Here is a 20077-nt window from a genome sequence, read left to right on the forward strand (position 1 = left end):
CCGCCGCCGTGGTGTCGGTTGCGGCCCGTCACTCCTCGCGCCGGGCGAGGGCCCCGACGCGGTCGGAGAGCAGGGCCGCGACCCCCTCGAAGTGAGAACTGGTCCAGAGCGCCACGACGACGGCCCCGACGGTGTTGAACACGAGGTCGTTGACGATGTCCGTCGTGCCGTACTGGGCGAGGACGGCCTCGCCGCCGACCAGGGTCGCGAGGCCGCCGCTGGCGAACTCCAGTATCTCCCAGCCGACGCCGACGGCGAGGACGAACAGGACGACGAACGTCGCCCGGAACCCCCGGTCGAACGACACGGCGCCGGTGTGGTCCTCGACGGCGCGGGCGACGGCGTAGCCCATGCCGGCCACGAGCGTCGCCGACACCGTGTGGGTCAGGCTGTCGTACCAGCCCAGCGACTGGTAGAGCCCGACCGCGCCGACGGCGTGCAGCGTCGACGCGAGGGCGAGCCACAGCACCAGCCCCGAGTGCATCCGGTAGTCGTACTCCCGTCGGAACAGTGCCGGCAGGAGCGTGACCGCCAGCGGGCCCCCGCTGTTGACGAGCAGCGTCGGGTCCCGCCGGAGGAGTGCGACCCCGCCGACGCCAATCAGGACGAACTGGAGTGCCCGGGCGGCGAGGCGCGCACGCCGGTCGCCGTCGGCCGACACCGTCGGGCCGTCGGGCGCCGTCGACTCGCGGTCGGCGTCCGCCCGGAGGTGGTCGACGCGGGCCGAGTGCTCGAAGTACTGGTCGAAGACGACGCCGGCGACCACCCCGGCGCCGGTCGCGCCCACGAGGTCCCACATCAGTTCCGTCTTGTCCGTCAGCAACGCCGTCCCCAGGAGCGAGTCGGCGGCGAACGAGGCGACCGCCCACGCGCCCGCGAACGCCATCGTCGTCACGACGACGAAGACGACGGCGAACCGCGGCGTCATCGACAGCGACGTGAACGCGTCGAGGGCGACGGCGACCAGTACGGCCAGCCCCGCGACGGCGAGGAACGGGGTCACGGCGGGCGCGAGGCCGGCCGCGCGGACCGCGACCGGGAGCGAGACGGCCGCCACCAGCTCGCCCGGGAAGGTCGTCGCCGGGTCGCGCTCGTGGACCGGCACGACGAGGACGACGGCGACGAGACAGAGGACGAGCGCCGCCCAGTCCGGTTCGCCGAGCAGGAGGAACTGCCCGGCGGCACCCGCAAGCACCGCGGTCGAGAGCCACGCGACCAGCGCGTCGGACCGGTTGGACCGGAGGAGCGACCGGAGCGTTGCCATCGTCGGACCGACCGGCGCGCGACTGAAAAACGAACCGAGTCCGAACGCTCAACAGCCGGTCGGCCGAACGGGGCGGCATGGAGCTACAGTCGCTCGTCGAGTCGTCGCTGGCCGCGTACGCACAGACACAAGGGCTGGACCCGGACTGGCTGGACGAGGTGGGGGCGACCTACCGCGAGCAGGGGTACCTCACGCGCGAGCAGCTGTACGACATCGCGTACGCCAGTTCGACGCGGAGCGCCTACCACGTCGAGTCGAACCCCGAGGAGCGCTGTCGCGAGGTCACGCGCGACGTCCGGCGCGTCGAGGCCGACTTCTCGAAGGTGCAGCTCCTCGCCGGGCTCTCTGGGTTCAAGGCGCCGACGGCGTCGGCGGTGCTGACCGCGCTGGACCCCGAGCGCCACGCCGTCGTCGACACGCGCGTCTGGGCCTCGCTCGAGCGACTGGGCTATCTCGAGGGGCGCAAGGAGTCGTTCGACGCGGCGGACTACGTGACGATGCTCGGTCCGATTCGGGAGGTCGCCGCCGAGACGGGGTACGACGTCGACGAGGTCGGGTACGCCCTGTTCGCCTACGACGTGGCCGAGCGCGAGGGGACGTTGCACTGAGGGTGTGCCGGCCCGTGTCACACGAACGCAGGACACCCGTCTGACGAGAGTATTTACCCGCCCGCGTCCTGTTTCGAACCCGATGAACGAGACGTTCCTCGACCTCGAAGAGGTCGAACTCGAACTGGACGAGGAGTCGCTCGCGGCTATCGACGAGAAGGCCTTCGCCGACCACCGCGACAACCGCGACGCCGCCATCCGCGACCTGCTGGACGAGTGGCTGAAGACCCACGAGGAGGAGTGAGCGCGGCGCCGTCGCCCGCGTCAGAGTTCGACCGTCTCGCCGAGTCCGGGCGCGCTCGCGGCGAAGCCGTCGGCACGTAACGCGTCGGCGAAGGCCGCCGTCCGGTCGCCGTGGTTGACCAGCACGGCCGTGTCACGGTAGCTATCGAGGAAGTCCAGTAGCCCCTCGCGGTCGGCGTGGGCCGAGAACTGGTGGAGTTCCACCTGCGCGCTCACCGGCAGCACGCGCCCGTCGAGTTCGGCACTGCCGGTCTCCAGGAGTTCGCGGCCGGGCGTCCCCTCGACCTGGTACCCGGTCAGCGCCACCTTGTTCGTCGGGTGCTGGCGGATGGCCGGGACGTAGGTCATCGCCGGGCCGCCCGAGAGCATCCCGCTGGTCGTGATGATGACGGTGTTCTGCTTCGCGATACGCTTCCGCTGGCCGTCGCGGCCGTCGACGAACCGGGCGGCCGAGGTCGCCCCCGCGAGGGCGTCGGCGTCCCGCAGGTACTCGGGGTGGCGCTTCAGTTGCTCGGTGACGCGCTGGCCCATCCCGTCGACGTAACAGTCGACGTCGTGGGCCGCACAGACGAGCATCGCCTCCTGCGTGCGGCCGATGGCGAACGCCGGGACGACGACGGTCCCACCCTCCCAGACGGTCTGGCGGACGCTCTCGACGAACCGCTGCTCGACCGTCTCGCGGGCCTCGTGGGTCACGTCCGAGTACGTCGACTCGCAGATGACGGCGTCGGCCTCGGGCCGGGCGGTGGAGGGCGCGACGAGGCGCTGGTCGCCGGTGTGGAAATCGCCCGTATAGAGCAACCGCGAGTCCCCGTCGTCCACGAGGACGTGCGCGCTCCCGGGGATGTGGCCGGCGTTGTACAGCGTCACCTCGTAGCCGGCGGCCGCGAAGGACTCGCCGTAACCGTGGGTCACCGACGCCTGCGTGAGACGGCGAACGTCGGTGTCGGTGAACGGACAGCGCGGGGTCGACCCGTGGAGCTTCAGCGTGTCCTCGGCGAGCGTCGTCGCGAGGTCGCGGGTCGGCGGCGTCCAGTGGACCGGCGGCAGGTCGCCGCTCGACATCAGCGCCGGCACCGCGCCGGCGTGGTCGAGGTGGCCGTGGCTCACGACGACGGCGTCGGGGTCGACGTCGCCGACGGGGTACTGCGGGGGCGACTCGCTGGCCATCCCGTAGTCGAGCAGGAGCGAGTCGTCCACGAGGACGGCGCTCCGGCCGATCTCGTCGGCGCCGCCGAGGAACTGGACCTCCATCGCCGTCGAGTACGACCCTCGCCGGTTAGTGCTCGTCGGTCCAGTCCCCGCCGGCGACGCCGACCTCGACTTCGTTCCGGCGCATGAACGGCGGCGTCCACGGGTCGTTGTACTGGAGGACGGTCGGGTCGCCGCGGGTCGCGACACCGCGGTCGGCGAGCGTCGACAGCAGTGCGTCGCGTTCGCGGGCGACGCGGTCCTCGGTCGCGTACCACCCGAATCGTCGGACAGCGGCCGTCCGCGGTGGGTCGACGACGAGGCGCACCGCGGGGTCGGTCGGCACCGGCGCCGTCGCCGGCGTGTACGTCGCCGGGAGGTAGAACGCCATCGTCACTGGACCGTCGGCCCCGTCGTCCGTGCGGACCGGCGTCGTCATCGACACCTCGGTGCCGGTCCGGACCGAGACCGTCATCTCGACGGTGGCCCCGTCCGTCGCCACGGGCGCGGTCATCTCGATGCCCTCGCCGGCCTCGTTCGCCCCGGAGAGGTACCGGAACAGGCGTCTGAACGCCGCGCCGCCCGTGGGAGCCGTCGTCTCGACGAGCACCGTCTGCGGGTAGCGCCGTATCTCGACCCCGTCGAACGCCTCGAGCGTCTCGTACGGGACGCGTTCTGTCGAGCGGGCGACATACAGCCCCCAGCCGACCCAGAGCGTGACGGCGGCGGCGAGCGTCACGAGGAGTGTGCGGGTTCGTGCGGGCATACGTGGCGAGACGCACCGCGAGGAGAAAAGTATAGCTCAGGCTATAATACGAAATCACGGCACCGCCCTCTTGCGGTATGTGTCCCTTGTTACCACGCGCATTGTGGTGCGCTACCAATAGCACATAAACAATTATTATGATTGGGGGACAAGATGAACCTGTCATGGCGACACGCCAGCAGACACCGACGACGTACCACACGTGCAGCTGCGGCGAGGACTTCGAGACGACGGAGGAGCTCCTCGAACACGCACGAGAGGCACACGGACTCAGCGTATTCTGACTGGCGTATCGCGCTCCGCTTTCCACGACGTCCGAGCGGCCGCTACGACCGGCTGTCGACGTCCGGCCGGACGCTGAACCGGGCGTAGCCGCCGTGTGAGAGGTCCAGCGCACCCAGCCACCAGTTCCACCGCTCGACGAGCGAGTAGTCGTTGGGGGCGTCCTGCAGGTTCCGGACGACGGTCTCGACGGTCAGTTGGCCGTCGAAGTCGGCGTCGAACTGCCCGGCCTCGGCCAGGTCGCGGGCCTGGCGCGCGACGACGGCGACCGGCTCGCCGTCCGCGTCGAACGTCTCGCGCAGCACCGCTTCGAGTTCCTGTCGGTCCACAGCGAGTGCTCGGCGGCCGTGCTCTTGAAACCACGGCCGAGATGCGGGGCCGCGCGTGCCGAGAGACGCGGTTCGTCCCGCCGGACCCGACGGCGCCGCGTGAGACGTGACTACCCGACCAGCACGCGAAGAAAAGAGCGCTGTCGAACGGACTTAGCTGCCCTTCTCGATGGGGGCGCCGACGAGGTTGCCCCACTCGGTCCAGGAGCCGTCGTAGTTGATGGCGTCGTCGTAGCCGAGCAGTTCGTGGAGCGCGAACCAGGCGACGGAGGAGCGCTCGCCGATGCGGCAGTAGGCGACGACGGTGGAGTCACCGTCGATGCCCTCGTCGGCGTAGAGCTCCTCGAGCTCCTCGCGGCTCTTGAACGTGCCGTCGTCGTTGGTCACGGCCGCCCACGAGATGTTCTTCGCGCCGGGGACGTGGCCACCGCGCTGGGCCGTCTCCTGCAGTCCGGGCGGTGCGAGGATCTCGCCGGAGAACTCCTCGGGCGAGCGGACGTCCACGAGGGGGAGTTCGCGCTCGATGGCGTTCTCGACGTCCTCGCGGTAGGCGCGGATGGACTCGCGCGGGCCGGCGGCCTCGTAGTCGACGGCGTCGAACTCGGGCACCTCGTCTGTGAGCTCGTAGTCGTTCTCGACCCAGTACTCGCGGCCGCCGTCGAGCAGCTTCACGTCGTCGTGGCCGTAGTACTTGAACTGCCAGTAGGTGTAGGCGGCGAACCAGTTGGAGTTGTCGCCGTACAGGACGACCGTGGAGTCCTCGCTGATGCCGTGGGCGCCCAGCAGGTCCTCGAAGTCGTCCTTCGAGAGGATGTCCCGCGTCGTCTGGTCCTGGAGGTCCGTCTCCCAGTTGAACCCGATGGCGCCGGGGATGTGGCTCTCGTCGTACAGTTCCGTGTCCACGTCCACCTCTACGAGTCGGTGGGCGGGGTCGTCGCTCTGGAACTCGTCCAGGTGCTCGCTGACCCAGTCGGCCGAGACGAGCACGTCGTTGGCGTAATCAGTCATTGTGCGACCAACTGTTCGGCCACCACACATATATTACCACGAGTGGCGGCATGTACGGCCACTCCTCCCCCCTGACGGCATATGTTGCCTCTATCACACGAACGTCCAATGTGAACGAGACACACGGCAGGTGGCCGGAACGGCGGACAGCGCGATGGTCCGGCCGGGCCTCGGGACCCCGTCGCGACACTCCCGGCAACAGTTGCCACCACCTTCGACCGGCCCCGATGAGAGTCTTCAAGCGGCCTGAGTCGGAACGGACAGCCGATGACAGACATCGTCTCCGCGGCGTGGGTCGCCGACCACCGCGAGGACGTCCGCATCGTCGACGTGCGCGACGCGTGGGAGTACGACGGCCTCGGCCACCTGCCGGGCGCGGTGAACGTCCCGTTCGACAGCTTCCGCACCAGCGAGGGCGAGGCGGGGATGCTCCCGAGCGAGGCCGACTGGGGCGACATCCTCGGCAACGCCGGCGTCACGAGGGACACCGAACTCGTCGCCTACGACGACCACCACGGGGTCTTCGCCGCCCGCTTCCTGGTGACGGCCGAACTGCTGGGCCACGACCCCGGGAGGCTCCACCTGCTGGACGGGGACTTCTCCAGTTGGCAACTCGAGCGCGAGACGACGGGCGAGGCGCCCGACGTGACGGCCACGGAGTACGACGTCTCGCCGCCCGAGGCCTCGCCGCTGGTCGGGCCGGACGAGGTGGCTGCCGCGGCCGACGACCCCGAGGCCGTCCTCGTCGACACCCGCGAGGCGTCGGAGTACGCCGAGGGCCACATCCCCGGGGCCGTCCTGCTGGACTGGCGCGACCTCGTCGACGACGAGACGCGGGGGCTGTTGCCCCGCGAGGCGGCGCTCGACGTCCTCGAGTCTGCCGGCATCGTCCCGGAGAAGCGCGTGGTGCTGTACTGCAACACCGCCCGGCGCATCAGCCACACCTACGTCGTCCTCCGGCACCTCGGGTTCGAGGACGTGGACTTCTACGAGGGGAGTCTGACCGAGTGGGAGGCCGAGGACCGCCCGCTCGAGACGGGGACGGACGACTGAGGCGCACGTGCCGGCGGCTCACCCCAGTGCCTGCTGTCCCGGCCCCCGTTCCTCAGCCAGCATGTTCGCCGCCTCGACGAGCAAGGCGACGACGACGGGGCCGGCGATGAACCCCACCAGCCCCAGCGACAGCACCCCGCCGGTGAACCCGACGAAGTAGAGGCTGGCCGGCATCCCCGTCGTGTAGCGGGCGAGGCGGGGGCGGATGACCGCGTCCGGCAGGAACCCGATCAACACGAGCCCCAGCACCGTCACGAGCAGTCCGCCGACGACGTCGCCGACGACCACCTCGGCGGCGGCGATGGCGATGACGACCACGCTCGGCCCGACGACGGGGACGAACTGGAGGACGCCGGCGACGACGGCCAGCGAGAACGCGCTGTCGTAGCCCAGCGCCGCGAACACGGCCCACGCCACCAGGAAGGTGCCGAAGGCCGTCGCCGCCTGCAGGACGTAGATGGCGTACAGCGTCCCCCGCAGGCGCTCGTGGAAGCGGGAGACCACGTCGTGGTAGGGGCGCGGAATCGTCCGGTACAGCACCGTCCCGGGCGCGCTGGGCCGCCAGAGCATCGCGTACACCAGAATCGTGAACAGCACCACCTTCAGCGCGATGATGGGCGTCTCGCTGGCGAGCCCCACCGCGAGGTCGGTCAGCGTCGCCCGGAGGCCCGCCAGCGCCGACTGGATGTCGAGCGTGTAGCGCATCTCGCCGACGACGACGGTGACCTCCTCCGGGAGCTTCCGGAAGAACGCGAAGAGGTCCCGGCGGCGCCGGTAGAGGACGACGACGGGCGGGACGAGCACCAGCGACCCGCCGACGAAGGCGATGACCGTCGTCACCGCCGCGGCGAGTCGCTTCGAGAGCCCGTGGCCGACGAACCACTCCGAGAGGGGAAAGAGGACGTAGGCGACGGTTATCGCGAAGAACACGGTCGCCAGTACGCTGGACAGCAACACCGTCGTCAGGAGTGCCAGTGCGGCGAGCAGGCCCGCGAGTACGTACGTCCGCTGGCGAGTAACCACGCACTACCTTTCGTATCGGTCGTCAAAAACGTTCCCGGAGTCGACAGCCGTCTGAAACGAGTCGGTCAGGGCGCGACGCCGACGGTGACGAGCGTCCCGAACTCGCGGTACCGCTCGACCATCGCCTCCCGACTCGCCCAGTCCTCGGTGGGGAACTCGCCGGCGGGCGGTATCTCGATATCGCGGTCCGGGACGTTGTCCTGGACCGCCACCGAGAGGCCGGCCTCGCGGAACGCCGCGCGGTACTCGGCGGCGCTCCAGCGGGTCATCGGCACCTCGACCAGGTCGTCCCACGCGTGGGAGTGGACGTTCTCCTCGTAGTAGTTGACCGCACAGTGGAAGGTACCGCCGGGTCGGAGGACGCGGGCCACCTCCTCGAGGGCGGCGTCGGGGTCCCCGGCGTAGTAGAACGCCTCCATCGAGAAGCAGTGGTCGACGCTGTCGGACTCGAAGGGCAGGTGTTCGAAGTCCCCGACGAGGAAGCCGACGTCGGGGTCGTCGGTGTACGACCGGGCGTTCTCGGCCATCGCCGGCGAGGCGTCGATGCCGTAGGCCCGGCCCGCGTCCTTCGTCTCCTTGAGAGCGCGGCCGGCGTAGCCGCTCCCACACCCCAGGTCGAGGACGGTGTCGCCCGCTTCGACGGGCATCCGGGCCAGTACGTGTTTGGCGGTGTGCCAGTGGCGGTCCTCCATCCCGCGGTCCTTCCCGCGGGCCGCCCAGTCGTCGAACTCGTCGCTGACGCTCATGGCCCAGTGTGGGAGCGGCCCGGGCAAACACCCTTCGACTCGGCTGCCCACTCCGAGAACGTTATCCGACAGGGCCGTGCAGGGACGGGTATGCGCCGCCGTCGCCGCCGCTACCGCGTCGCGGACACCGCCCAGCAGGTCGTCGGGGGGTTCCTGCTGGCCGGTCCGTTCGTCGTCACCGAGGAGGTGTGGGTGCTGGCCGCCAACATGACGACGGTCCACGCCGCACTGGTGGCCGGCATCGTCTTCGCCATCGGGTACGGCGCCCTCTACAAGGCCGACGCGGACCGCGACATCGACCGCGAGGCCGAGGTCGCCGGTATCCCGATACGGTTCGTCTCGCTGATGGTCGTCGCCTTCGGGTCCGTCGCCGTCCTCGCGCTCGCGTTCACCGCGCCCGACACCTTCCTCGTCGAGGGCGGTATCCTCCCGGACCCGACGCCGATGGCCGTCGCCGTGACGACGCTGAAGGCGACCGCCGTCGGCGCCATCTTCAGCGTGGTCGGCGCCGCGACGGCCGACAGCGTGTTCTGAGCGGGACCCGCAGACTTAATGACTGTCGCCCCGCTTTCTCGGCTATATGGAGTACACGCTGGCCATCGACAACACGCCGGACACCGTCGAGGGCGGGACCGGTATCCTCCTCCTGCACCCCAGCACCGGCGAGACGGACCGACTCGACACGGAGTTCCTGTCGACGGACACCGACGCGATGCTGGTCATCTCGACGCGGACCACCGCCCGCGAGGTCAAGCAGAAACTGGAGTACTACGAGGTCGACGAGGACAGCGCGACCATCCTCGACACGCTCTCGGTCGAGCGCGGCTACACCCGCCGACAGTCGGAGAACGTCCGCTACGCCTCGGCGCCCGACGACGTGGCGGGCATCGTCGCCGAGACGGAGACGTTCCTGCAGGACCACGAGGGCAAACTGCGCGTGAGTTTCGACTCGCTGACCGAGCTCATCTACTACGCGGACGAGGACCAGGCCATGGCGGCCGTCGAGGACATCCTCGAACTGCTGGCGGAGTACGACGCCGTGGGGATGTTCCACCTCGCGGAGGGCGTCCACGACGACGACACGGTCGACGAGTTCCGCGCCCTGTTCGACGGCGTCGTCGAACTCGGCGAGGACGGCACGGTCACCAGCGAGTTCTGAGCGCGCCGTCGACCCCGAATCCTCGGGTGTGCGATTATTTACCAAGGCACCAACAATTAAGGCGCTATAGACCGTCGTTCGTACCTGTATGCCGGAATGCCAGAACTGCGGCAATTTTGTAACGGCCGACTACGCGCGTGTCTTCACGCCGAACGGGGTCGAGAAACCGCGGGTCTGCCCGCAGTGTGAGGACAAGATTCGCGACGGGGCCGACGTCCGCGAGGCCCGGTCGACCCGGCGCGGGTAATCGAACTGGGGGTCGAGCGCTCGATTCGGTCGCCCGGGCCGTCTCTCTCCGGGCGTTCTCCGCCGGCCACGAATCCCGACAGCGTCAGGGCCGCGCCGCCGCCAACAGGTCCCGCGCCGTCGCCAACACGTCGTCGGCACGGTCGGCGTCGCGGGCCTCGGCGGTGACCCGGACGAGCGGCTGGGTCCCGCTGGCCCGGAGGAGGAACCACGCGTCCCCGAGGTCGACGCGCACGCCGTCCAGCGTGGTCACGTCGTCGAACTCCTCGAGCACCCGGTCGCGGACCCCCTCCATAACCGTCTCCTTGTCGTCGACCTCGACGTTGTCCCGCCGGATGGGGTACTCCGGGACCTCCGCGGCCCGGTCGGCCAGCGGTCGGTCGGCGTCCAGCGTCACCGCGGTACAGGCAGCCAGCGGCCCGTCTGGACAGAGCGTGTGGTCGGGCCATATCCACGCGCCGCTGGGTTCCCCGCCGAAGGCGACCCCGTCCTCGCTGGCGGCCTCCGCGACGTAGACGTCGCCGACCGGCGTGTACTCCACGTCGACGTCTATCTCGGCGAGGTGGTCGGCCACGGCGAGGCTCGTGTCCACCGGGACGGCGACGCGTTCGCCGGGGCTGGCGGCGGCCCGGGCAAACAGCGCGAGCAGCACGTCGCCCGAGAGGTACGTGCCGTCGCCGGCCACCGCGCGCATCCGGTCGGCGTCGCCGTCGTGGGCGATGCCCACGTCGGCATCGGACTCGGCGACCAGCGTCGCCAGCGACCGGCAGTTCTCGGGGGTCGGTTCGCTCGGGCGGCCGGGGAACGCGCCGTCCGGCTGGCCGTTCAGCGTCTCGACGTGACAGCCCATCGCCTGCAGGACGTCGACGGTGACGCCGCCGGCGCCGTTGCCGACGTCGACGACGACGTGACTGGAGAGGGTCTCGCGGTCGAGTTCGGAGCGAATCGCCGCGGCGTGGCGCTCGCGGGCGCCCGTCGCCCACGACTCGCGGGCGCCGACCTCGTCCCAGTCGGCCGGGTCGAACGCGTCCTCGGCGAGGCGCTCCTCGATGGTCTCGCGCCGCGCCGTGTCGAACGCCTGCCCGGACGGTTGCCAGAGTTTGATGCCGTTGTCCTCGGCCGGGTTGTGGCTCGCCGTGATGGAGACGCCGGCGTCGGCGTCGCGCCACCCGACGGCCCGCCCGACCGTCGGCGTCGACGCCAGTCCCACGTCGACCACGTCCGTCCCGCTCTCGCGCAGGCCGGCGACGAGCGCCGACCGGAGGAACTCACCGCTCTCGCGCGGGTCCCGGCCGACGACCACGCGGTCGCTGTCGACGCCCAGTGCTCGCCCGACAGAGAGCGCGAGGTCGGCGGTCACGGTGTCGCCGACCGGCCCTCGAATGCCGCTCGTCCCGAACAGTGTCATACCGGGTGCGCGAGTGCAGACGGAAAAAGGATGTCGGCACGGGACCCGACGGTCACTCCGGCGACCACTCGCAGGCCGTCCCGGCCGCGAGGCCCTCCTCGTCGACGTGGGCCGACAGACAGCCGTAGTTGCAGAACTGGGCCGTCGGTTCGGCCCCCGGGTCCGTCGAGAGGTACAGTGGGTCGTGGTCCTCGATCGGACTGCCGCAGTACGTACACTCCATGTCTCAGCGGAGCGCCCGGAGCAACAAACGTTTTGTCCGCGTCCGCGGCATCTCCGCACATGAAACAGGGCGGCTCCGACGCGGCGAAGCGCGCGGCCGGCGAGGCGGCGGCCGAGACAGTCGAAGACGGCGACGTGGTGGGCCTCGGGACCGGCAGCACCGCCGCCCACGCCATCCGGGCCGTCGGCCGGCGGGTCGACGCCGGACTGGACGTGGTCGGCGTCCCCACCTCCTTCCAGTCCCGCGAACTCGCCCGCGAGGCGGGGATTCCGCTCGCCGACCTCGACGAAGTGGCGGTGGACCTCGCCATCGACGGCGCCGACGAGGTGGCCGGCGGCGACCTCGTGAAGGGCGGCGGCGCGGCCCACGCTCGCGAGAAGATAGTCGACGCGAGCGCCGACCGCTTCCTCGTCGTCGCGGACCCCACGAAGGAGGCCGAGCGCCTCTCGCATCCGGTGCCGGTGGAGGTCCTCCCCGCGGCCCGGACCACCGTCGCCGACGCCGTCGAGGAGCTGGGCGGCGCCCCCGACCTGCGTCGGGCCGAGCGCAAGGACGGCCCGGTCGTCACCGACAACGGCAACCTCGTGCTGGACTGCGCGTTCGGGGCGATAGCCGACCCCGCGTCGCTGGCGTCGTCGCTGTCGGCGCTCCCGGGCGTCGTCGAACACGGCCTGTTCGTCGGCCTCGCCGACGCCGTCTACGTCGGGAGCGAGGACGGCGTCACGGTCAGGGAGCCGTAGCCGTCGCTGGCGGCGAGCGTCGAAAGAAAGACTGCTCGGAGACGACCTTACAGGTCGCGCGGCTGAACCGTCTTGCGGTCGTTCTCCTCGGCTCGGCGAGCTGCGTCGGCGAGCAGCTCCTCGACCTCGGCGTCGAGGGCATCGTAGAAGTCCGAGGCCACGTTCATGTCATCGAGCTCTTCCTTGACGGCGGCTTTGACGATTAGGTCTGCCATACAAGCCGTTGTAGCGTAGGGGTTGCTTATATACTTTCCCCAATGAGATTGCTCTCGCCGGTATTCACGGGGGTTTGAGAGGTTTTTGGCCGTTGGCCCCTATATAAATAGCCCCGCTATCGGACATATCAGGGTCGGCGGCCTCGTCTCCGAGCGGACTCGGACCGGAATGCGCCGAGTGTCGGCGTCTGGGGCGCTCGCGCGCGCTCACCCCGGACCGACGGATAGGAGTAGCCGGCCCCCCGAGAGGCGGGCATGCGCGACCTACTCGAAGCAGTCGCGGCGGGCGATGTCACCCCCGCCGAGGCGGAGGCGGAGCTCGCCGGCTACGCCACCAGCGGCGCGGGCCGGTTCGACGCGGCCCGGGAGACCCGCTCCGGCGTCCCCGAGGCGGTGCTCGGCGACGGCAAGACGCCCGGCGAGATAGCCGACCTCACGGCGACGGCCGTCGAGACGACGGGCAGGGGTATCGTCACCCGGATCGACGCGCCGGCAGCGACGGCCGTCCGGCGCGAACTGGCGACCGAGGAACCCGAGGCGACCGTCCGGTGGTCGGAGCGGTCGAACTGGCTCGTGGCGACGGCGCCGGGCTTCGAACCCCCGGAGCTGGACGCCGCCGTCGGCGTCGTCACCGCCGGCACCTCCGACGCCGTCCCGGCCGGCGAGGCGGCGATGATCGCCGCCGAGATGGGGGCGACGGTGACCCGCATCTCCGACGTTGGCGTCGCCAGCATCGCCCGGACCATCGACGCCGTGGACCGCCTGCGCGACCAGGACGTGCTGATCGTCGCCGCCGGTCGCGAAGGGGCGCTTCCGACCGTCGTCGCCGGCCTCGTCGACACCCCGGTCATCGGCCTCCCGGTCTCGACGGGCTACGGGCACGACGGCGCGGGCGAGGCCGCGTTCTCCGGGATGGTCCAGTCCTGTACGACGCTGTCGGTGGTCAACATCGACGCGGGGTTCACCGCGGGCGCACAGGCGGGGCTCATCGCCAGACGCGTCGCCGACGCACGGAGCGAGGATGCGTAGGGCCGAACGTGTATTCGGGCGAGAATACCCACACATTTGGGTAAACGAATATCCCTGTGGCTCCCCTCCACACGTACGTCGGCGGTGGTGTCGCCGACGAACACGATGCCTGAATGTGACCATTGCGGCGCGCACGTCTCAGACCAGTTCGCCCGTGTGTTCGCTGACGAGCGCGGACACATCAGGGCCTGCCCGAACTGCTCGGCGAACGCTGGCATTGCCGAGGTATCGAGAGAGCGCGCCCACGAAGTGTGAGGCCCACTGGGCCGCCCGCATCGTGCGATGACCACCACGCGGAGCCCTGTTCACTACGCCTACGTGCTGCGGTGTAGTGACGGAAGCTTTTACACCGGCTACACGACGGACGTCGAGCGCCGGGTGCGTGAACACGACGCCGGCGACGGGGCGAAGTACACCCGTGGCCGGACGCCAGTCGAACTCGTCCACGTCGAGGAGTTCGAGTCCAAATCCGCGGCGATGAGCCGCGAGTACGAGATCAAACAGCTCTCGCGCGCCCGGAAGGAGTCGCTCGTCGAATCCTCGGACGCCGAGACGGCGTTCGACCCCTGAGACGACGCGAGATTTTTTCACCGCGCACCGAGAGGTAGCCGTCATGGACGACGACGACGCCGCGGCGATAGCGTTCGGGACGGACGGGTGGCGAGCGACCTTAGACGAGTTCACCGCGCCGCGCGTGCGGATGGTGGGGCAGGGCGTCGCGACGGCGCTACGGGAGCAGGGGGCGTCGGGGACGGTGGCCGTCGGCTACGACGCCCGCGAGACGTCGCGCGGGTTCGCCGAGGAACTGGCCCGCGTGCTGTGTGCCAACGGGTTCGACGTGCTGGTCCCCGAACGGGACACCCCTACGCCCGTCGTCGCGTGGACGGTCAGAGAGCGCGGCCTCGTGGGGGCGCTCCAGATAACCGCCAGCCACAACCCGCCGGAGTACAACGGCGTGAAGTTCGTCCCCGGGTCGGGCGCGCCCGCGCTCCCGGACGTGACTGAGGACATCGTCGCGAACCTCGGTGACCCCGACCCACTGCCGGAACGTGAGTGGGGGTCGGTCACGGAGGCCGACCTCGTCGCCGACTACGCCGACCACGCCGTCGACTACGCCGACGCGGACCTCTCGGGTCTCTCGGTGGCCTACGACGCGATGCACGGGAGCGGACGGGGGGTCACCGACGCGCTCCTCGAGCGCGCCGGCGCGGACGTGACCGCCCTGCGGGACGAGCAGGACCCCGAGTTCGGCGGCGGGTCCCCGGAGCCGGCGGCCGAGAACGTCGAGGAACTGGTCGCCCGCGTGCGCGAGGGCGACGCCGCCCTCGGGGTGGTCAACGACGGGGACGCCGACCGCATCGGCATCGTCACCCCTGAGCGCGGCTATCTGGACGCGAACCTCTTCTTCGCGGCGCTGTACGACTACCTGCTGGAGACGCGGTCGGGCGACGTCGTGCGGACCGTCTCCACCTCCAGCATCGTCGACCGGGTGGCCGAGGCCCACGGCCAGTCCGCCCACGAGGTGGCGGTCGGGTTCAAGTGGGTCGCCGAGGCGATGGCCGACCACGACGCGCTGCTGGGCGGCGAGGAGTCCGGCGGGTTCGGCCTCACCGACCACCTCCGGAACAAGGACGGCGTGTTGCTGGCGCTGGTGGCCGCCGCGGCCGAGGCCGAGGAACCGCTGGACGCCCGCGTCGACCGCCTGCTCGAGGAGCACGGCGAGATTCACCAGGGCCGGGTCAGCGTCGACTGCCCGGACGAGCGCAAAGCACCGGTGCTGGACGCGCTGGAGGACGAACTCCCCGACTCGGTGGCCGGCGTCGACGTGGCCGGTGTCAACACCGTCGACGGGTTCAAGATCCGGCTAGCCGACGACACGTGGGTGCTCGTCCGCCCCTCGGGGACCGAACCGAAGCTCCGCGTCTACGCCGAGGCCGGCAGCGACCAGCGCGTCACGGAACTGCTGTCGGCGGGCCGCGACCTGGTCGTCCCGCTGGTTTAACTCGCCGGGCCGCGTCGCTCCGGTATGGACCCCGACGTCGAGTTCGCCTACACCGAGGGGCTGACCGAGGCCGAAGTCGAGCACAGGCTGCGCGACGCCACGGACGGCGTCCTCGCGCTGGCCGACGACGGCGACGCCTACGCGATTCCTGTGTTCCACCACTACGAGGACGGGTCGCTGTACGTCCGACTGGGCGAGACCCCCGACAGCCGAAAGGCCGCCTACGTCGAGGCGACCGACACCGCGACGTACGTCGTCTACGAGGCCGACGCCACGGGCGACGACGCCGAACAGCGCGGCTGGAGCGTCCTCGCCCGTGGGCCGATTCGAGCGGTCCCGCCCGACGACCCGGCCTACGACGCCGTCAGTATCAACGACCGGTTCGCCCCCATCCGCGTGTTCGACGAGGCGCTGGACGAACTCGAGCTGACGCTCTACGAGCTGCGCATCGAGGAGCTCGCCGGGCGCGCGAACTGAGCCGGCGGCTCAGCGTTCGCCGCGCCAGCGGCCGGGTTCCGCGGCGGGTTCGACCGAGAACCCGAGGCCCTCGTAGAACGGCTTCACGTCGGCGTCGAACGTCGCGGTGAGTCGCGTCCGCCTCTCGGCGGCGGCCTCGACCAGCGCCGTCCCGATGCCCTGTCCGCGGCGACGGCGGCGGACCGCGACGGCCGCGACGTGGTCGCCGTCGAGGACGAGTGCGCCCAGCACCCGCTCGCCGTCCGCCGGGGGTCGCTGGCCGCTGGTTCGTCCCTCGGACCGAGCGGGCTCCCCGCCCTCGCACGCGACGAGCGTCCCGTCCTCGGCGATGCTGTCGCGGACCGTCTCGACGTCGATAGAGAGCGCCGCCCCGTCGAGGACGTTCATCACGTCCGGCAGGTCGGCGACCGTGGCGTCGCGAACGAACATGGGTCAGCGCGTCCGGGCCTCGTCGATGGCGTCCAGCAGGTCGTCGACGCCGGGCCGGTCGAACGTCGACTTGCTCCGGTAGGACCACGCTACCTCGGGGCCGTCCCGCAGGTCGACGAGGACGGCCTCGGGCATCCGGCCGAGGAAGTCGCTCCAGTCGCCCAGGAAGCCGAAGCGGACCGGCTGGTCGTAGGCGTCGCCGGCCGTCGCGCCGGGGTCGGCGACGAGCGGATAGGGCAGGTCGTAGCTGTCCTGCCACTCCCGGACGCGCTCGGCGGGTTCCGGCACGATGGAGACCACCTCCGTGTCGCGGTCGGCGAACTCGTCGTACCGTCCGGCGACGGTCTGGACCTGCTGGCGGCAGTTCGTGCAGTAGTGGTCCCGCTGGAACAGGAGGAGGGCGAACTCGTGGTCGGCGGCGAGCGCCGACAGCGAGACCGGGTCGGGACCGGGGCCGACGTTGGGCAGCGAGAAGTCGGTCGCCTCGAGAGACATACCCCGGAATTGGGCTTCGAGCGGCAAAAACGGGTGGTTCCGCCGCCGGCTCAACCGCCCTTGATGAGTCTGACCACGCGCACGCGGTCGGCTTCGACCGGCTGGTCCGTCGGGACCGTCCGGTCGTCGACGAGCACCGACACCGCGTGCGGCGAGAGGTCCAGCGGCTCCAGCAGGTCGGCGTAGGTGGCGTCGTCGGCGACCGTGAGGTCGTGGGTCTCCTCGCCGGCCACCTCGACGGTGACGTCCATGGCCGTGTGTATCGGGATGGACGGCTTGAGTGTGTCGGCTGGCGACGGGCGACGAGACGCTGGGGGCTCTCTGGCCCTCCGAGACCGGCCCGTGTGTGCCGAACGCACCTCGTCCGAACACCGCGAGCGGGGCGTTTAAGGCTAGCCCGCGCCTCCGACCGACCATGAGTGAGGCCGAGTCCGAGTCGCGGGCGGGACGCGAAGAGGTGTGGATAGAGAAGTACCGCCCGCAGTCGCTAGACGACGTGATGGGCCACGAGGACATCGTCGGCCGGCTGCAGAGCTACGTCCGGCGGAACGACCTCTCGCACATGCTGTTCTCGGGGCCGGCGGGCACCGGCAAGACCACCTGCGCGACGGCCATCGCCCGCGAACTGTACGGCGAGGACTGGCGCGAGCACTTCCTCGAACTGAACGCCTCCGACGAGCGGGGCATCGACGTGGTCCGGGACCGCATCAAGAACTTCGCGCGGACCAGCTTCGGCGGCCACGAGTACCGCATCATCTTCTTAGACGAGGCCGACGCGCTCACGAGCGACGCCCAGTCGGCGCTGCGCCGGACGATGGAGCAGTTCTCGAACAACGTCCGGTTCATCCTCTCGTGTAACTACTCCAGCCAGATCATCGACCCCATCCAGTCCCGGTGTGCCGTCTTCCGGTTCTCGCCGCTGTCGGACGAGGCCGTCGAGCGTGAGGTCCGCCACATCGCGGACGAGGAGGGGATCGAACTCACCGACGACGGCGTGGACGCGCTCGTCTACGCCGCCGCCGGCGACATGCGCAAGGCCATCAACGGCCTGCAGGCGGCGTCGGTCAGCGGCGACGTGGTCGACGAGTCGGCGGTGTACGCCATCACCTCCACCGCGCGACCGGAGGAGATTCACGACATGGTCCAGTCGGCGCTCGACGGCGACTTCACGGCCGCTCGCGCGACCCTCGACCGACTGCTCACCGAGGAGGGCATCGCGGGCGGCGACATCATCGACCAGTTGCACCGCTCTGTGTGGGAGTTCGACGTCGACGACGAGGCGGCGGTGCGCATCCTCGAACGCGTCGGGGAGACGGACTACCGCATCACGCAGGGGGCCAACGAGACGGTGCAGTTAGAGGCGATGCTGGCCTCCCTCGCGAAGGGACAGTAGGGTTCAGTCCCGCTGTTGGATGTCTATCGCCACGTCGCCCTCGCCCGTGGCGAGTTGGACGATGCGCCCGGAGTAGCGGAACTCTCGGACCCGGTCGTAGGACAACCCGCCGACGCGGACGTCCGCGACCCGGTCCGACGGGTTGTCGTCGTCGCCGAAGACCGCCGAGATGCGGCCCGTCACCCGGATGAACACCCGGACGGACCCCCGACGCGGCCCGGTAACCCGGACGTAACTCTCCCGGTCGTCGTCATCGTCGTCATCGTCGTCGTCGAACCGGTCGAGGTCGATGCGCCGCCCGTCGACGACGATGTCGGGTCGCCGCCGGGACCACTGGACGTCGGTGATGCGGCCGGTGAACTCGAAGGAGTCGACGGACTCCTCGTCGCTCAGGACCGACCGGATGAACCCCGAGCGGGCGACGTCGTCGCTGTCGGCCCGGTCGCCCTTCCGCGCGTCGCCGGAGACGCGCACCTCGACGACGTTGCGCTCGTCGACGGTGTTGAAGATGCGCATCTCCTGGAACTCGTCCTCATCGTCGTCATCGTCGTCGTAGTCGCTCGGGTCGATGCGGCGCCCGTCGACGTAGATACGCGGTTCGGCCTCGCTCCAGCGGATGCGCCGGATCTGCCCGGTGAACTCGAACGTATCGGCGGCCTCGCGGTCGGTGAGCACCGAACGGATACGGCCGTCCTCGGCGCTGTCCGCGTCCTCGGTGCCCGGACCGAGTCGCACGTCGCCGGAGACGACCACCTCGACGACGTTCCGGCGGTTCACGGTGTTCTCGATGCGGAGCGTCCGTCGGCGTTGCTGTGCGCCCGCGCTCTCGAACAGCGACAGCCCGGTGAGCGAGAGCAGACCCTTCGTCAGTGTGCGTCGCTGCATGGCTTCGAAGCGGACGCCTGATGTGCGAATAGTTATACAGCGGTATCGCCGGCTATGCCCGGCTTATCCGCGCCGGCGACGGGACCGAGCGGACGACCGCCCAGCGACACCGCCCACCCGGACGGCGGCCGGGACCCCCGACCGACCGCTGCGGGGCGTTCGCGGCGTTTTCACCCGCGATAATTGCTCACGCAGCTTTATACGAGAGTAGGTGACTAGCTATCAACAACTGAAATGCACAGTTCGAGCGAGCGAGAGCGGGGTGAGCGCGGCCAGGTGGGGATCGGGACGCTCATCGTCTTCATCGCGATGGTGCTGGTCGCGGCCATCGCCGCCGGCGTCCTCATCAACACGTCGGGCTACCTGCAGAGCTCTGCGGAGGCGACCGGACAGGGGGCGAGCGACTCGACGACCAACCGGGTGCAGGTGGTGAGTGCGACCGGTAGTCACTTCCAGAACAACGCGGTCGGGGTGGTGAACATCACGGTGAAGAAGGCACCCGGGTCGGGCAACGTCGACCTCGGGCAGGCGACGGTGCAGTGGGTCGGGCCGAGCGGGTCGTACTACCAGCTGGCCGAGAACGGAGCCTCGGGGGACCCGGACGGCCGGTTCGGCGTCTCGGCGGTGCAGGACGACGACTCCTCCCAGCCGGTGCTGGACTCGACGGAGGACCGGTTCACCATCGCGTTGGACGTCGGGGGCGACGACCTCGGTGGCGGCACGACCCCGTTCGGCGAGAACTTAGGCGAGGGCGAGACGGCGACGGTCCGCATCACGACCGCCTCGGGCGCGACGACGGTGAAGCGAATCGTCGTCCCGAAGACGCTCTCCGGCGCGTCGGCCGTCACCGTGTAGGGCCCTTC

General features: G+C 70.2%; 27 protein-coding genes and 1 pseudogene. 14 read left to right on the forward strand and 14 right to left on the reverse strand.

What is annotated here, in order from left to right; translation table 11 throughout:
* Nucleotides 1–28: 28 nt before the first annotated feature.
* The gene (locus ACV7GQ_RS15390) at nucleotides 29–1264 is read right to left on the reverse strand and encodes a DUF2238 domain-containing protein (protein WP_470311095.1); all 1236 of its coding nucleotides are present in this window, start codon (nucleotides 1262–1264) and stop codon (nucleotides 29–31) included.
* 77 nt (nucleotides 1265–1341) lie between these two features.
* Here ACV7GQ_RS15390 and ACV7GQ_RS15395 point away from each other — a divergent pair, with 77 nt between their 5' ends.
* A complete protein-coding gene (locus tag ACV7GQ_RS15395; RefSeq protein WP_470311096.1) occupies nucleotides 1342–1872 on the forward strand; it encodes a hypothetical protein in 531 nt (176 codons plus the stop codon).
* An 82-nt stretch (nucleotides 1873–1954) separates the two neighbouring features.
* Nucleotides 1955–2116, forward strand: a complete 162-nt coding sequence (locus tag ACV7GQ_RS15400) for a ribbon-helix-helix protein, CopG family (protein WP_470311097.1) — start codon at nucleotides 1955–1957, stop codon at nucleotides 2114–2116.
* Between the two features lie 20 nt (nucleotides 2117–2136).
* Here ACV7GQ_RS15400 and ACV7GQ_RS15405 read toward each other — a convergent pair whose 3' ends face one another.
* The 4 genes and pseudogenes from ACV7GQ_RS15405 to ACV7GQ_RS15420 all read right to left on the reverse strand — a co-directional run bounded on the left by ACV7GQ_RS15405 (nucleotide 2137) and on the right by ACV7GQ_RS15420 (nucleotide 5691).
* Nucleotides 2137–3369 (reverse strand): MBL fold metallo-hydrolase, encoded by a 1233-nt coding sequence (locus ACV7GQ_RS15405; protein ID WP_470311098.1) that lies wholly within the window; start codon nucleotides 3367–3369, stop codon nucleotides 2137–2139.
* A 25-nt stretch (nucleotides 3370–3394) separates the two neighbouring features.
* Entirely contained in the window at nucleotides 3395–4072 is a 678-nt protein-coding gene (locus ACV7GQ_RS15410; RefSeq protein WP_470311099.1) for an SOUL family heme-binding protein, read from the reverse strand.
* Nucleotides 4073–4398: 326 nt separating this feature from the next.
* Nucleotides 4399–4695: pseudogene (locus ACV7GQ_RS15415) on the reverse strand (WNWW family protein); the annotation flags it as partial.
* A gap of 141 nt (nucleotides 4696–4836) precedes the next feature.
* Nucleotides 4837–5691 carry a sulfurtransferase gene (locus ACV7GQ_RS15420; RefSeq protein WP_470311100.1) on the reverse strand — a complete coding sequence of 285 codons (855 nt, stop codon included), beginning with the start codon at nucleotides 5689–5691 and terminating at the stop codon, nucleotides 4837–4839.
* Nucleotides 5692–5958: 267 nt separating this feature from the next.
* On the opposite strand from ACV7GQ_RS15420, the gene ACV7GQ_RS15425 reads away from it, so the two are divergent.
* Nucleotides 5959–6744 carry a sulfurtransferase gene (locus ACV7GQ_RS15425; protein WP_470311101.1) on the forward strand — a complete coding sequence of 262 codons (786 nt, stop codon included), beginning with the start codon at nucleotides 5959–5961 and terminating at the stop codon, nucleotides 6742–6744.
* Between the two features lie 18 nt (nucleotides 6745–6762).
* Here the strand turns inward: ACV7GQ_RS15425 and ACV7GQ_RS15430 are convergent, their stop codons facing one another.
* Together ACV7GQ_RS15430 and ACV7GQ_RS15435 are read right to left on the reverse strand one after the other, a co-directional pair.
* Nucleotides 6763–7767 carry an AI-2E family transporter gene (locus ACV7GQ_RS15430; RefSeq protein WP_470311102.1) on the reverse strand — a complete coding sequence of 335 codons (1005 nt, stop codon included), beginning with the start codon at nucleotides 7765–7767 and terminating at the stop codon, nucleotides 6763–6765.
* A 65-nt stretch (nucleotides 7768–7832) separates the two neighbouring features.
* On the reverse strand, nucleotides 7833–8513 hold the full coding sequence (locus ACV7GQ_RS15435) for a class I SAM-dependent methyltransferase (RefSeq protein WP_470311103.1): 681 nt from the start codon (nucleotides 8511–8513) through the stop codon (nucleotides 7833–7835).
* A gap of 90 nt (nucleotides 8514–8603) precedes the next feature.
* Here ACV7GQ_RS15435 and ACV7GQ_RS15440 point away from each other — a divergent pair, with 90 nt between their 5' ends.
* From ACV7GQ_RS15440 to ACV7GQ_RS15450, 3 genes are all read left to right on the forward strand, one after another.
* Nucleotides 8604–9047 carry a DUF2391 domain-containing protein gene (locus ACV7GQ_RS15440; protein WP_470311104.1) on the forward strand — a complete coding sequence of 148 codons (444 nt, stop codon included), beginning with the start codon at nucleotides 8604–8606 and terminating at the stop codon, nucleotides 9045–9047.
* A 46-nt stretch (nucleotides 9048–9093) separates the two neighbouring features.
* Nucleotides 9094–9672, forward strand: a complete 579-nt coding sequence (locus tag ACV7GQ_RS15445; RefSeq protein WP_470311105.1) for a DUF7090 family protein — start codon at nucleotides 9094–9096, stop codon at nucleotides 9670–9672.
* 88 nt (nucleotides 9673–9760) lie between these two features.
* On the forward strand, nucleotides 9761–9919 hold the full coding sequence (locus ACV7GQ_RS15450; RefSeq protein WP_044952319.1) for a DUF7563 family protein: 159 nt from the start codon (nucleotides 9761–9763) through the stop codon (nucleotides 9917–9919).
* 84 nt (nucleotides 9920–10003) lie between these two features.
* On the opposite strand, the gene glmM is transcribed toward ACV7GQ_RS15450, so the two are convergent.
* Both glmM and ACV7GQ_RS15460 read right to left on the reverse strand, forming a co-directional pair.
* Nucleotides 10004–11326, reverse strand: coding sequence for a phosphoglucosamine mutase (gene glmM, locus ACV7GQ_RS15455; protein ID WP_470311106.1), 1323 nt, complete (start codon nucleotides 11324–11326; stop codon nucleotides 10004–10006).
* A 52-nt stretch (nucleotides 11327–11378) separates the two neighbouring features.
* On the reverse strand, nucleotides 11379–11549 hold the full coding sequence (locus ACV7GQ_RS15460) for a hypothetical protein (protein ID WP_470311107.1): 171 nt from the start codon (nucleotides 11547–11549) through the stop codon (nucleotides 11379–11381).
* Between the two features lie 59 nt (nucleotides 11550–11608).
* On the opposite strand from ACV7GQ_RS15460, the gene rpiA reads away from it, so the two are divergent.
* Complete coding sequence (gene rpiA / locus ACV7GQ_RS15465; RefSeq protein ID WP_470311108.1) at nucleotides 11609–12289, forward strand: ribose-5-phosphate isomerase RpiA; 681 nt, start codon at nucleotides 11609–11611, stop codon at nucleotides 12287–12289.
* Nucleotides 12290–12336: 47 nt separating this feature from the next.
* On the opposite strand, the gene ACV7GQ_RS15470 is transcribed toward rpiA, so the two are convergent.
* Nucleotides 12337–12504, reverse strand: a complete 168-nt coding sequence (locus ACV7GQ_RS15470) for a DUF1931 domain-containing protein (protein WP_220617743.1) — start codon at nucleotides 12502–12504, stop codon at nucleotides 12337–12339.
* A gap of 255 nt (nucleotides 12505–12759) precedes the next feature.
* Between ACV7GQ_RS15470 and larB the strand changes: the two genes are divergently transcribed.
* The 5 genes from larB (at nucleotide 12760) to ACV7GQ_RS15495 (ending at nucleotide 16012) form a co-directional block, all read left to right on the forward strand.
* On the forward strand, nucleotides 12760–13533 hold the full coding sequence (gene larB / locus ACV7GQ_RS15475; protein WP_470311109.1) for a nickel pincer cofactor biosynthesis protein LarB: 774 nt from the start codon (nucleotides 12760–12762) through the stop codon (nucleotides 13531–13533).
* Between the two features lie 105 nt (nucleotides 13534–13638).
* On the forward strand, nucleotides 13639–13788 hold the full coding sequence (locus ACV7GQ_RS15480; protein WP_220617741.1) for a DUF7563 family protein: 150 nt from the start codon (nucleotides 13639–13641) through the stop codon (nucleotides 13786–13788).
* Between the two features lie 27 nt (nucleotides 13789–13815).
* Nucleotides 13816–14103, forward strand: a complete 288-nt coding sequence (locus tag ACV7GQ_RS15485) for a GIY-YIG nuclease family protein (protein WP_470311110.1) — start codon at nucleotides 13816–13818, stop codon at nucleotides 14101–14103.
* Nucleotides 14104–14146: 43 nt separating this feature from the next.
* On the forward strand, nucleotides 14147–15535 hold the full coding sequence (locus ACV7GQ_RS15490; RefSeq protein WP_470311111.1) for a phosphoglucomutase/phosphomannomutase family protein: 1389 nt from the start codon (nucleotides 14147–14149) through the stop codon (nucleotides 15533–15535).
* Between the two features lie 24 nt (nucleotides 15536–15559).
* Nucleotides 15560–16012: a pyridoxamine 5'-phosphate oxidase family protein gene (locus ACV7GQ_RS15495; protein ID WP_470311112.1), complete on the forward strand. Its 453-nt coding sequence runs from the start codon at nucleotides 15560–15562 to the stop codon at nucleotides 16010–16012.
* Between the two features lie 9 nt (nucleotides 16013–16021).
* Here the strand turns inward: ACV7GQ_RS15495 and ACV7GQ_RS15500 are convergent, their stop codons facing one another.
* From ACV7GQ_RS15500 to samp2, 3 genes are read right to left on the reverse strand one after another with little or no spacing between them, the layout of a single operon-like run.
* Nucleotides 16022–16441, reverse strand: coding sequence for a GNAT family N-acetyltransferase (locus ACV7GQ_RS15500; RefSeq protein WP_470311113.1), 420 nt, complete (start codon nucleotides 16439–16441; stop codon nucleotides 16022–16024).
* 3 nt (nucleotides 16442–16444) lie between these two features.
* Nucleotides 16445–16936 carry a peroxiredoxin family protein gene (locus ACV7GQ_RS15505; protein WP_470311114.1) on the reverse strand — a complete coding sequence of 164 codons (492 nt, stop codon included), beginning with the start codon at nucleotides 16934–16936 and terminating at the stop codon, nucleotides 16445–16447.
* Nucleotides 16937–16986: 50 nt separating this feature from the next.
* On the reverse strand, nucleotides 16987–17187 hold the full coding sequence (gene samp2 / locus ACV7GQ_RS15510) for a ubiquitin-like small modifier protein SAMP2 (protein WP_470311115.1): 201 nt from the start codon (nucleotides 17185–17187) through the stop codon (nucleotides 16987–16989).
* Between the two features lie 164 nt (nucleotides 17188–17351).
* On the opposite strand from samp2, the gene ACV7GQ_RS15515 reads away from it, so the two are divergent.
* Nucleotides 17352–18329 carry a replication factor C small subunit gene (locus ACV7GQ_RS15515; protein ID WP_470311116.1) on the forward strand — a complete coding sequence of 326 codons (978 nt, stop codon included), beginning with the start codon at nucleotides 17352–17354 and terminating at the stop codon, nucleotides 18327–18329.
* A gap of 3 nt (nucleotides 18330–18332) precedes the next feature.
* On the opposite strand, the gene ACV7GQ_RS15520 is transcribed toward ACV7GQ_RS15515, so the two are convergent.
* Nucleotides 18333–19214 (reverse strand): hypothetical protein, encoded by an 882-nt coding sequence (locus tag ACV7GQ_RS15520; protein ID WP_470311117.1) that lies wholly within the window; start codon nucleotides 19212–19214, stop codon nucleotides 18333–18335.
* A gap of 234 nt (nucleotides 19215–19448) precedes the next feature.
* On the opposite strand from ACV7GQ_RS15520, the gene ACV7GQ_RS15525 reads away from it, so the two are divergent.
* Nucleotides 19449–20069, forward strand: a complete 621-nt coding sequence (locus tag ACV7GQ_RS15525; protein ID WP_470311118.1) for an archaellin/type IV pilin N-terminal domain-containing protein — start codon at nucleotides 19449–19451, stop codon at nucleotides 20067–20069.
* The last annotated feature ends 8 nt before the right edge of the window (nucleotides 20070–20077 follow it).

The organism is Haloarcula sp. MBLA0163, from assembly GCF_055632435.1.

What these genes read in the sequence shown, in the direction of transcription:
- ACV7GQ_RS15500 (WP_470311113.1), bottom strand. Translation starts at nt 16,441, where the DNA reads ATGTTCGTTCGCGACGCCACGGTCGCCGACCTGCCGGACGTGATGAAC.
- ACV7GQ_RS15490 (WP_470311111.1), top strand. Translation starts at nt 14,147, where the DNA reads ATGGACGACGACGACGCCGCGGCGATAGCGTTCGGGACGGACGGGTGG.
- ACV7GQ_RS15390 (WP_470311095.1), bottom strand. Translation starts at nt 1,264, where the DNA reads ATGGCAACGCTCCGGTCGCTCCTCCGGTCCAACCGGTCCGACGCGCTG.
- glmM (WP_470311106.1), bottom strand. Translation starts at nt 11,326, where the DNA reads ATGACACTGTTCGGGACGAGCGGCATTCGAGGGCCGGTCGGCGACACC.
- larB (WP_470311109.1), top strand. Translation starts at nt 12,760, where the DNA reads ATGCGCGACCTACTCGAAGCAGTCGCGGCGGGCGATGTCACCCCCGCC.
- ACV7GQ_RS15515 (WP_470311116.1), top strand. Translation starts at nt 17,352, where the DNA reads ATGAGTGAGGCCGAGTCCGAGTCGCGGGCGGGACGCGAAGAGGTGTGG.
- ACV7GQ_RS15410 (WP_470311099.1), bottom strand. Translation starts at nt 4,072, where the DNA reads ATGCCCGCACGAACCCGCACACTCCTCGTGACGCTCGCCGCCGCCGTC.
- ACV7GQ_RS15400 (WP_470311097.1), top strand. Translation starts at nt 1,955, where the DNA reads ATGAACGAGACGTTCCTCGACCTCGAAGAGGTCGAACTCGAACTGGAC.
- ACV7GQ_RS15470 (WP_220617743.1), bottom strand. Translation starts at nt 12,504, where the DNA reads ATGGCAGACCTAATCGTCAAAGCCGCCGTCAAGGAAGAGCTCGATGAC.
- ACV7GQ_RS15525 (WP_470311118.1), top strand. Translation starts at nt 19,449, where the DNA reads ATGCACAGTTCGAGCGAGCGAGAGCGGGGTGAGCGCGGCCAGGTGGGG.
- ACV7GQ_RS15425 (WP_470311101.1), top strand. Translation starts at nt 5,959, where the DNA reads ATGACAGACATCGTCTCCGCGGCGTGGGTCGCCGACCACCGCGAGGAC.
- ACV7GQ_RS15435 (WP_470311103.1), bottom strand. Translation starts at nt 8,513, where the DNA reads ATGAGCGTCAGCGACGAGTTCGACGACTGGGCGGCCCGCGGGAAGGAC.
- ACV7GQ_RS15495 (WP_470311112.1), top strand. Translation starts at nt 15,560, where the DNA reads ATGGACCCCGACGTCGAGTTCGCCTACACCGAGGGGCTGACCGAGGCC.
- ACV7GQ_RS15520 (WP_470311117.1), bottom strand. Translation starts at nt 19,214, where the DNA reads ATGCAGCGACGCACACTGACGAAGGGTCTGCTCTCGCTCACCGGGCTG.
- ACV7GQ_RS15440 (WP_470311104.1), top strand. Translation starts at nt 8,604, where the DNA reads ATGCGCCGCCGTCGCCGCCGCTACCGCGTCGCGGACACCGCCCAGCAG.
- ACV7GQ_RS15460 (WP_470311107.1), bottom strand. Translation starts at nt 11,549, where the DNA reads ATGGAGTGTACGTACTGCGGCAGTCCGATCGAGGACCACGACCCACTG.
- ACV7GQ_RS15405 (WP_470311098.1), bottom strand. Translation starts at nt 3,369, where the DNA reads ATGGAGGTCCAGTTCCTCGGCGGCGCCGACGAGATCGGCCGGAGCGCC.
- ACV7GQ_RS15445 (WP_470311105.1), top strand. Translation starts at nt 9,094, where the DNA reads ATGGAGTACACGCTGGCCATCGACAACACGCCGGACACCGTCGAGGGC.
- rpiA (WP_470311108.1), top strand. Translation starts at nt 11,609, where the DNA reads ATGAAACAGGGCGGCTCCGACGCGGCGAAGCGCGCGGCCGGCGAGGCG.
- ACV7GQ_RS15395 (WP_470311096.1), top strand. Translation starts at nt 1,342, where the DNA reads ATGGAGCTACAGTCGCTCGTCGAGTCGTCGCTGGCCGCGTACGCACAG.
- ACV7GQ_RS15485 (WP_470311110.1), top strand. Translation starts at nt 13,816, where the DNA reads ATGACCACCACGCGGAGCCCTGTTCACTACGCCTACGTGCTGCGGTGT.
- ACV7GQ_RS15505 (WP_470311114.1), bottom strand. Translation starts at nt 16,936, where the DNA reads ATGTCTCTCGAGGCGACCGACTTCTCGCTGCCCAACGTCGGCCCCGGT.
- samp2 (WP_470311115.1), bottom strand. Translation starts at nt 17,187, where the DNA reads ATGGACGTCACCGTCGAGGTGGCCGGCGAGGAGACCCACGACCTCACG.
- ACV7GQ_RS15450 (WP_044952319.1), top strand. Translation starts at nt 9,761, where the DNA reads ATGCCGGAATGCCAGAACTGCGGCAATTTTGTAACGGCCGACTACGCG.
- ACV7GQ_RS15420 (WP_470311100.1), bottom strand. Translation starts at nt 5,691, where the DNA reads ATGACTGATTACGCCAACGACGTGCTCGTCTCGGCCGACTGGGTCAGC.
- ACV7GQ_RS15480 (WP_220617741.1), top strand. Translation starts at nt 13,639, where the DNA reads ATGCCTGAATGTGACCATTGCGGCGCGCACGTCTCAGACCAGTTCGCC.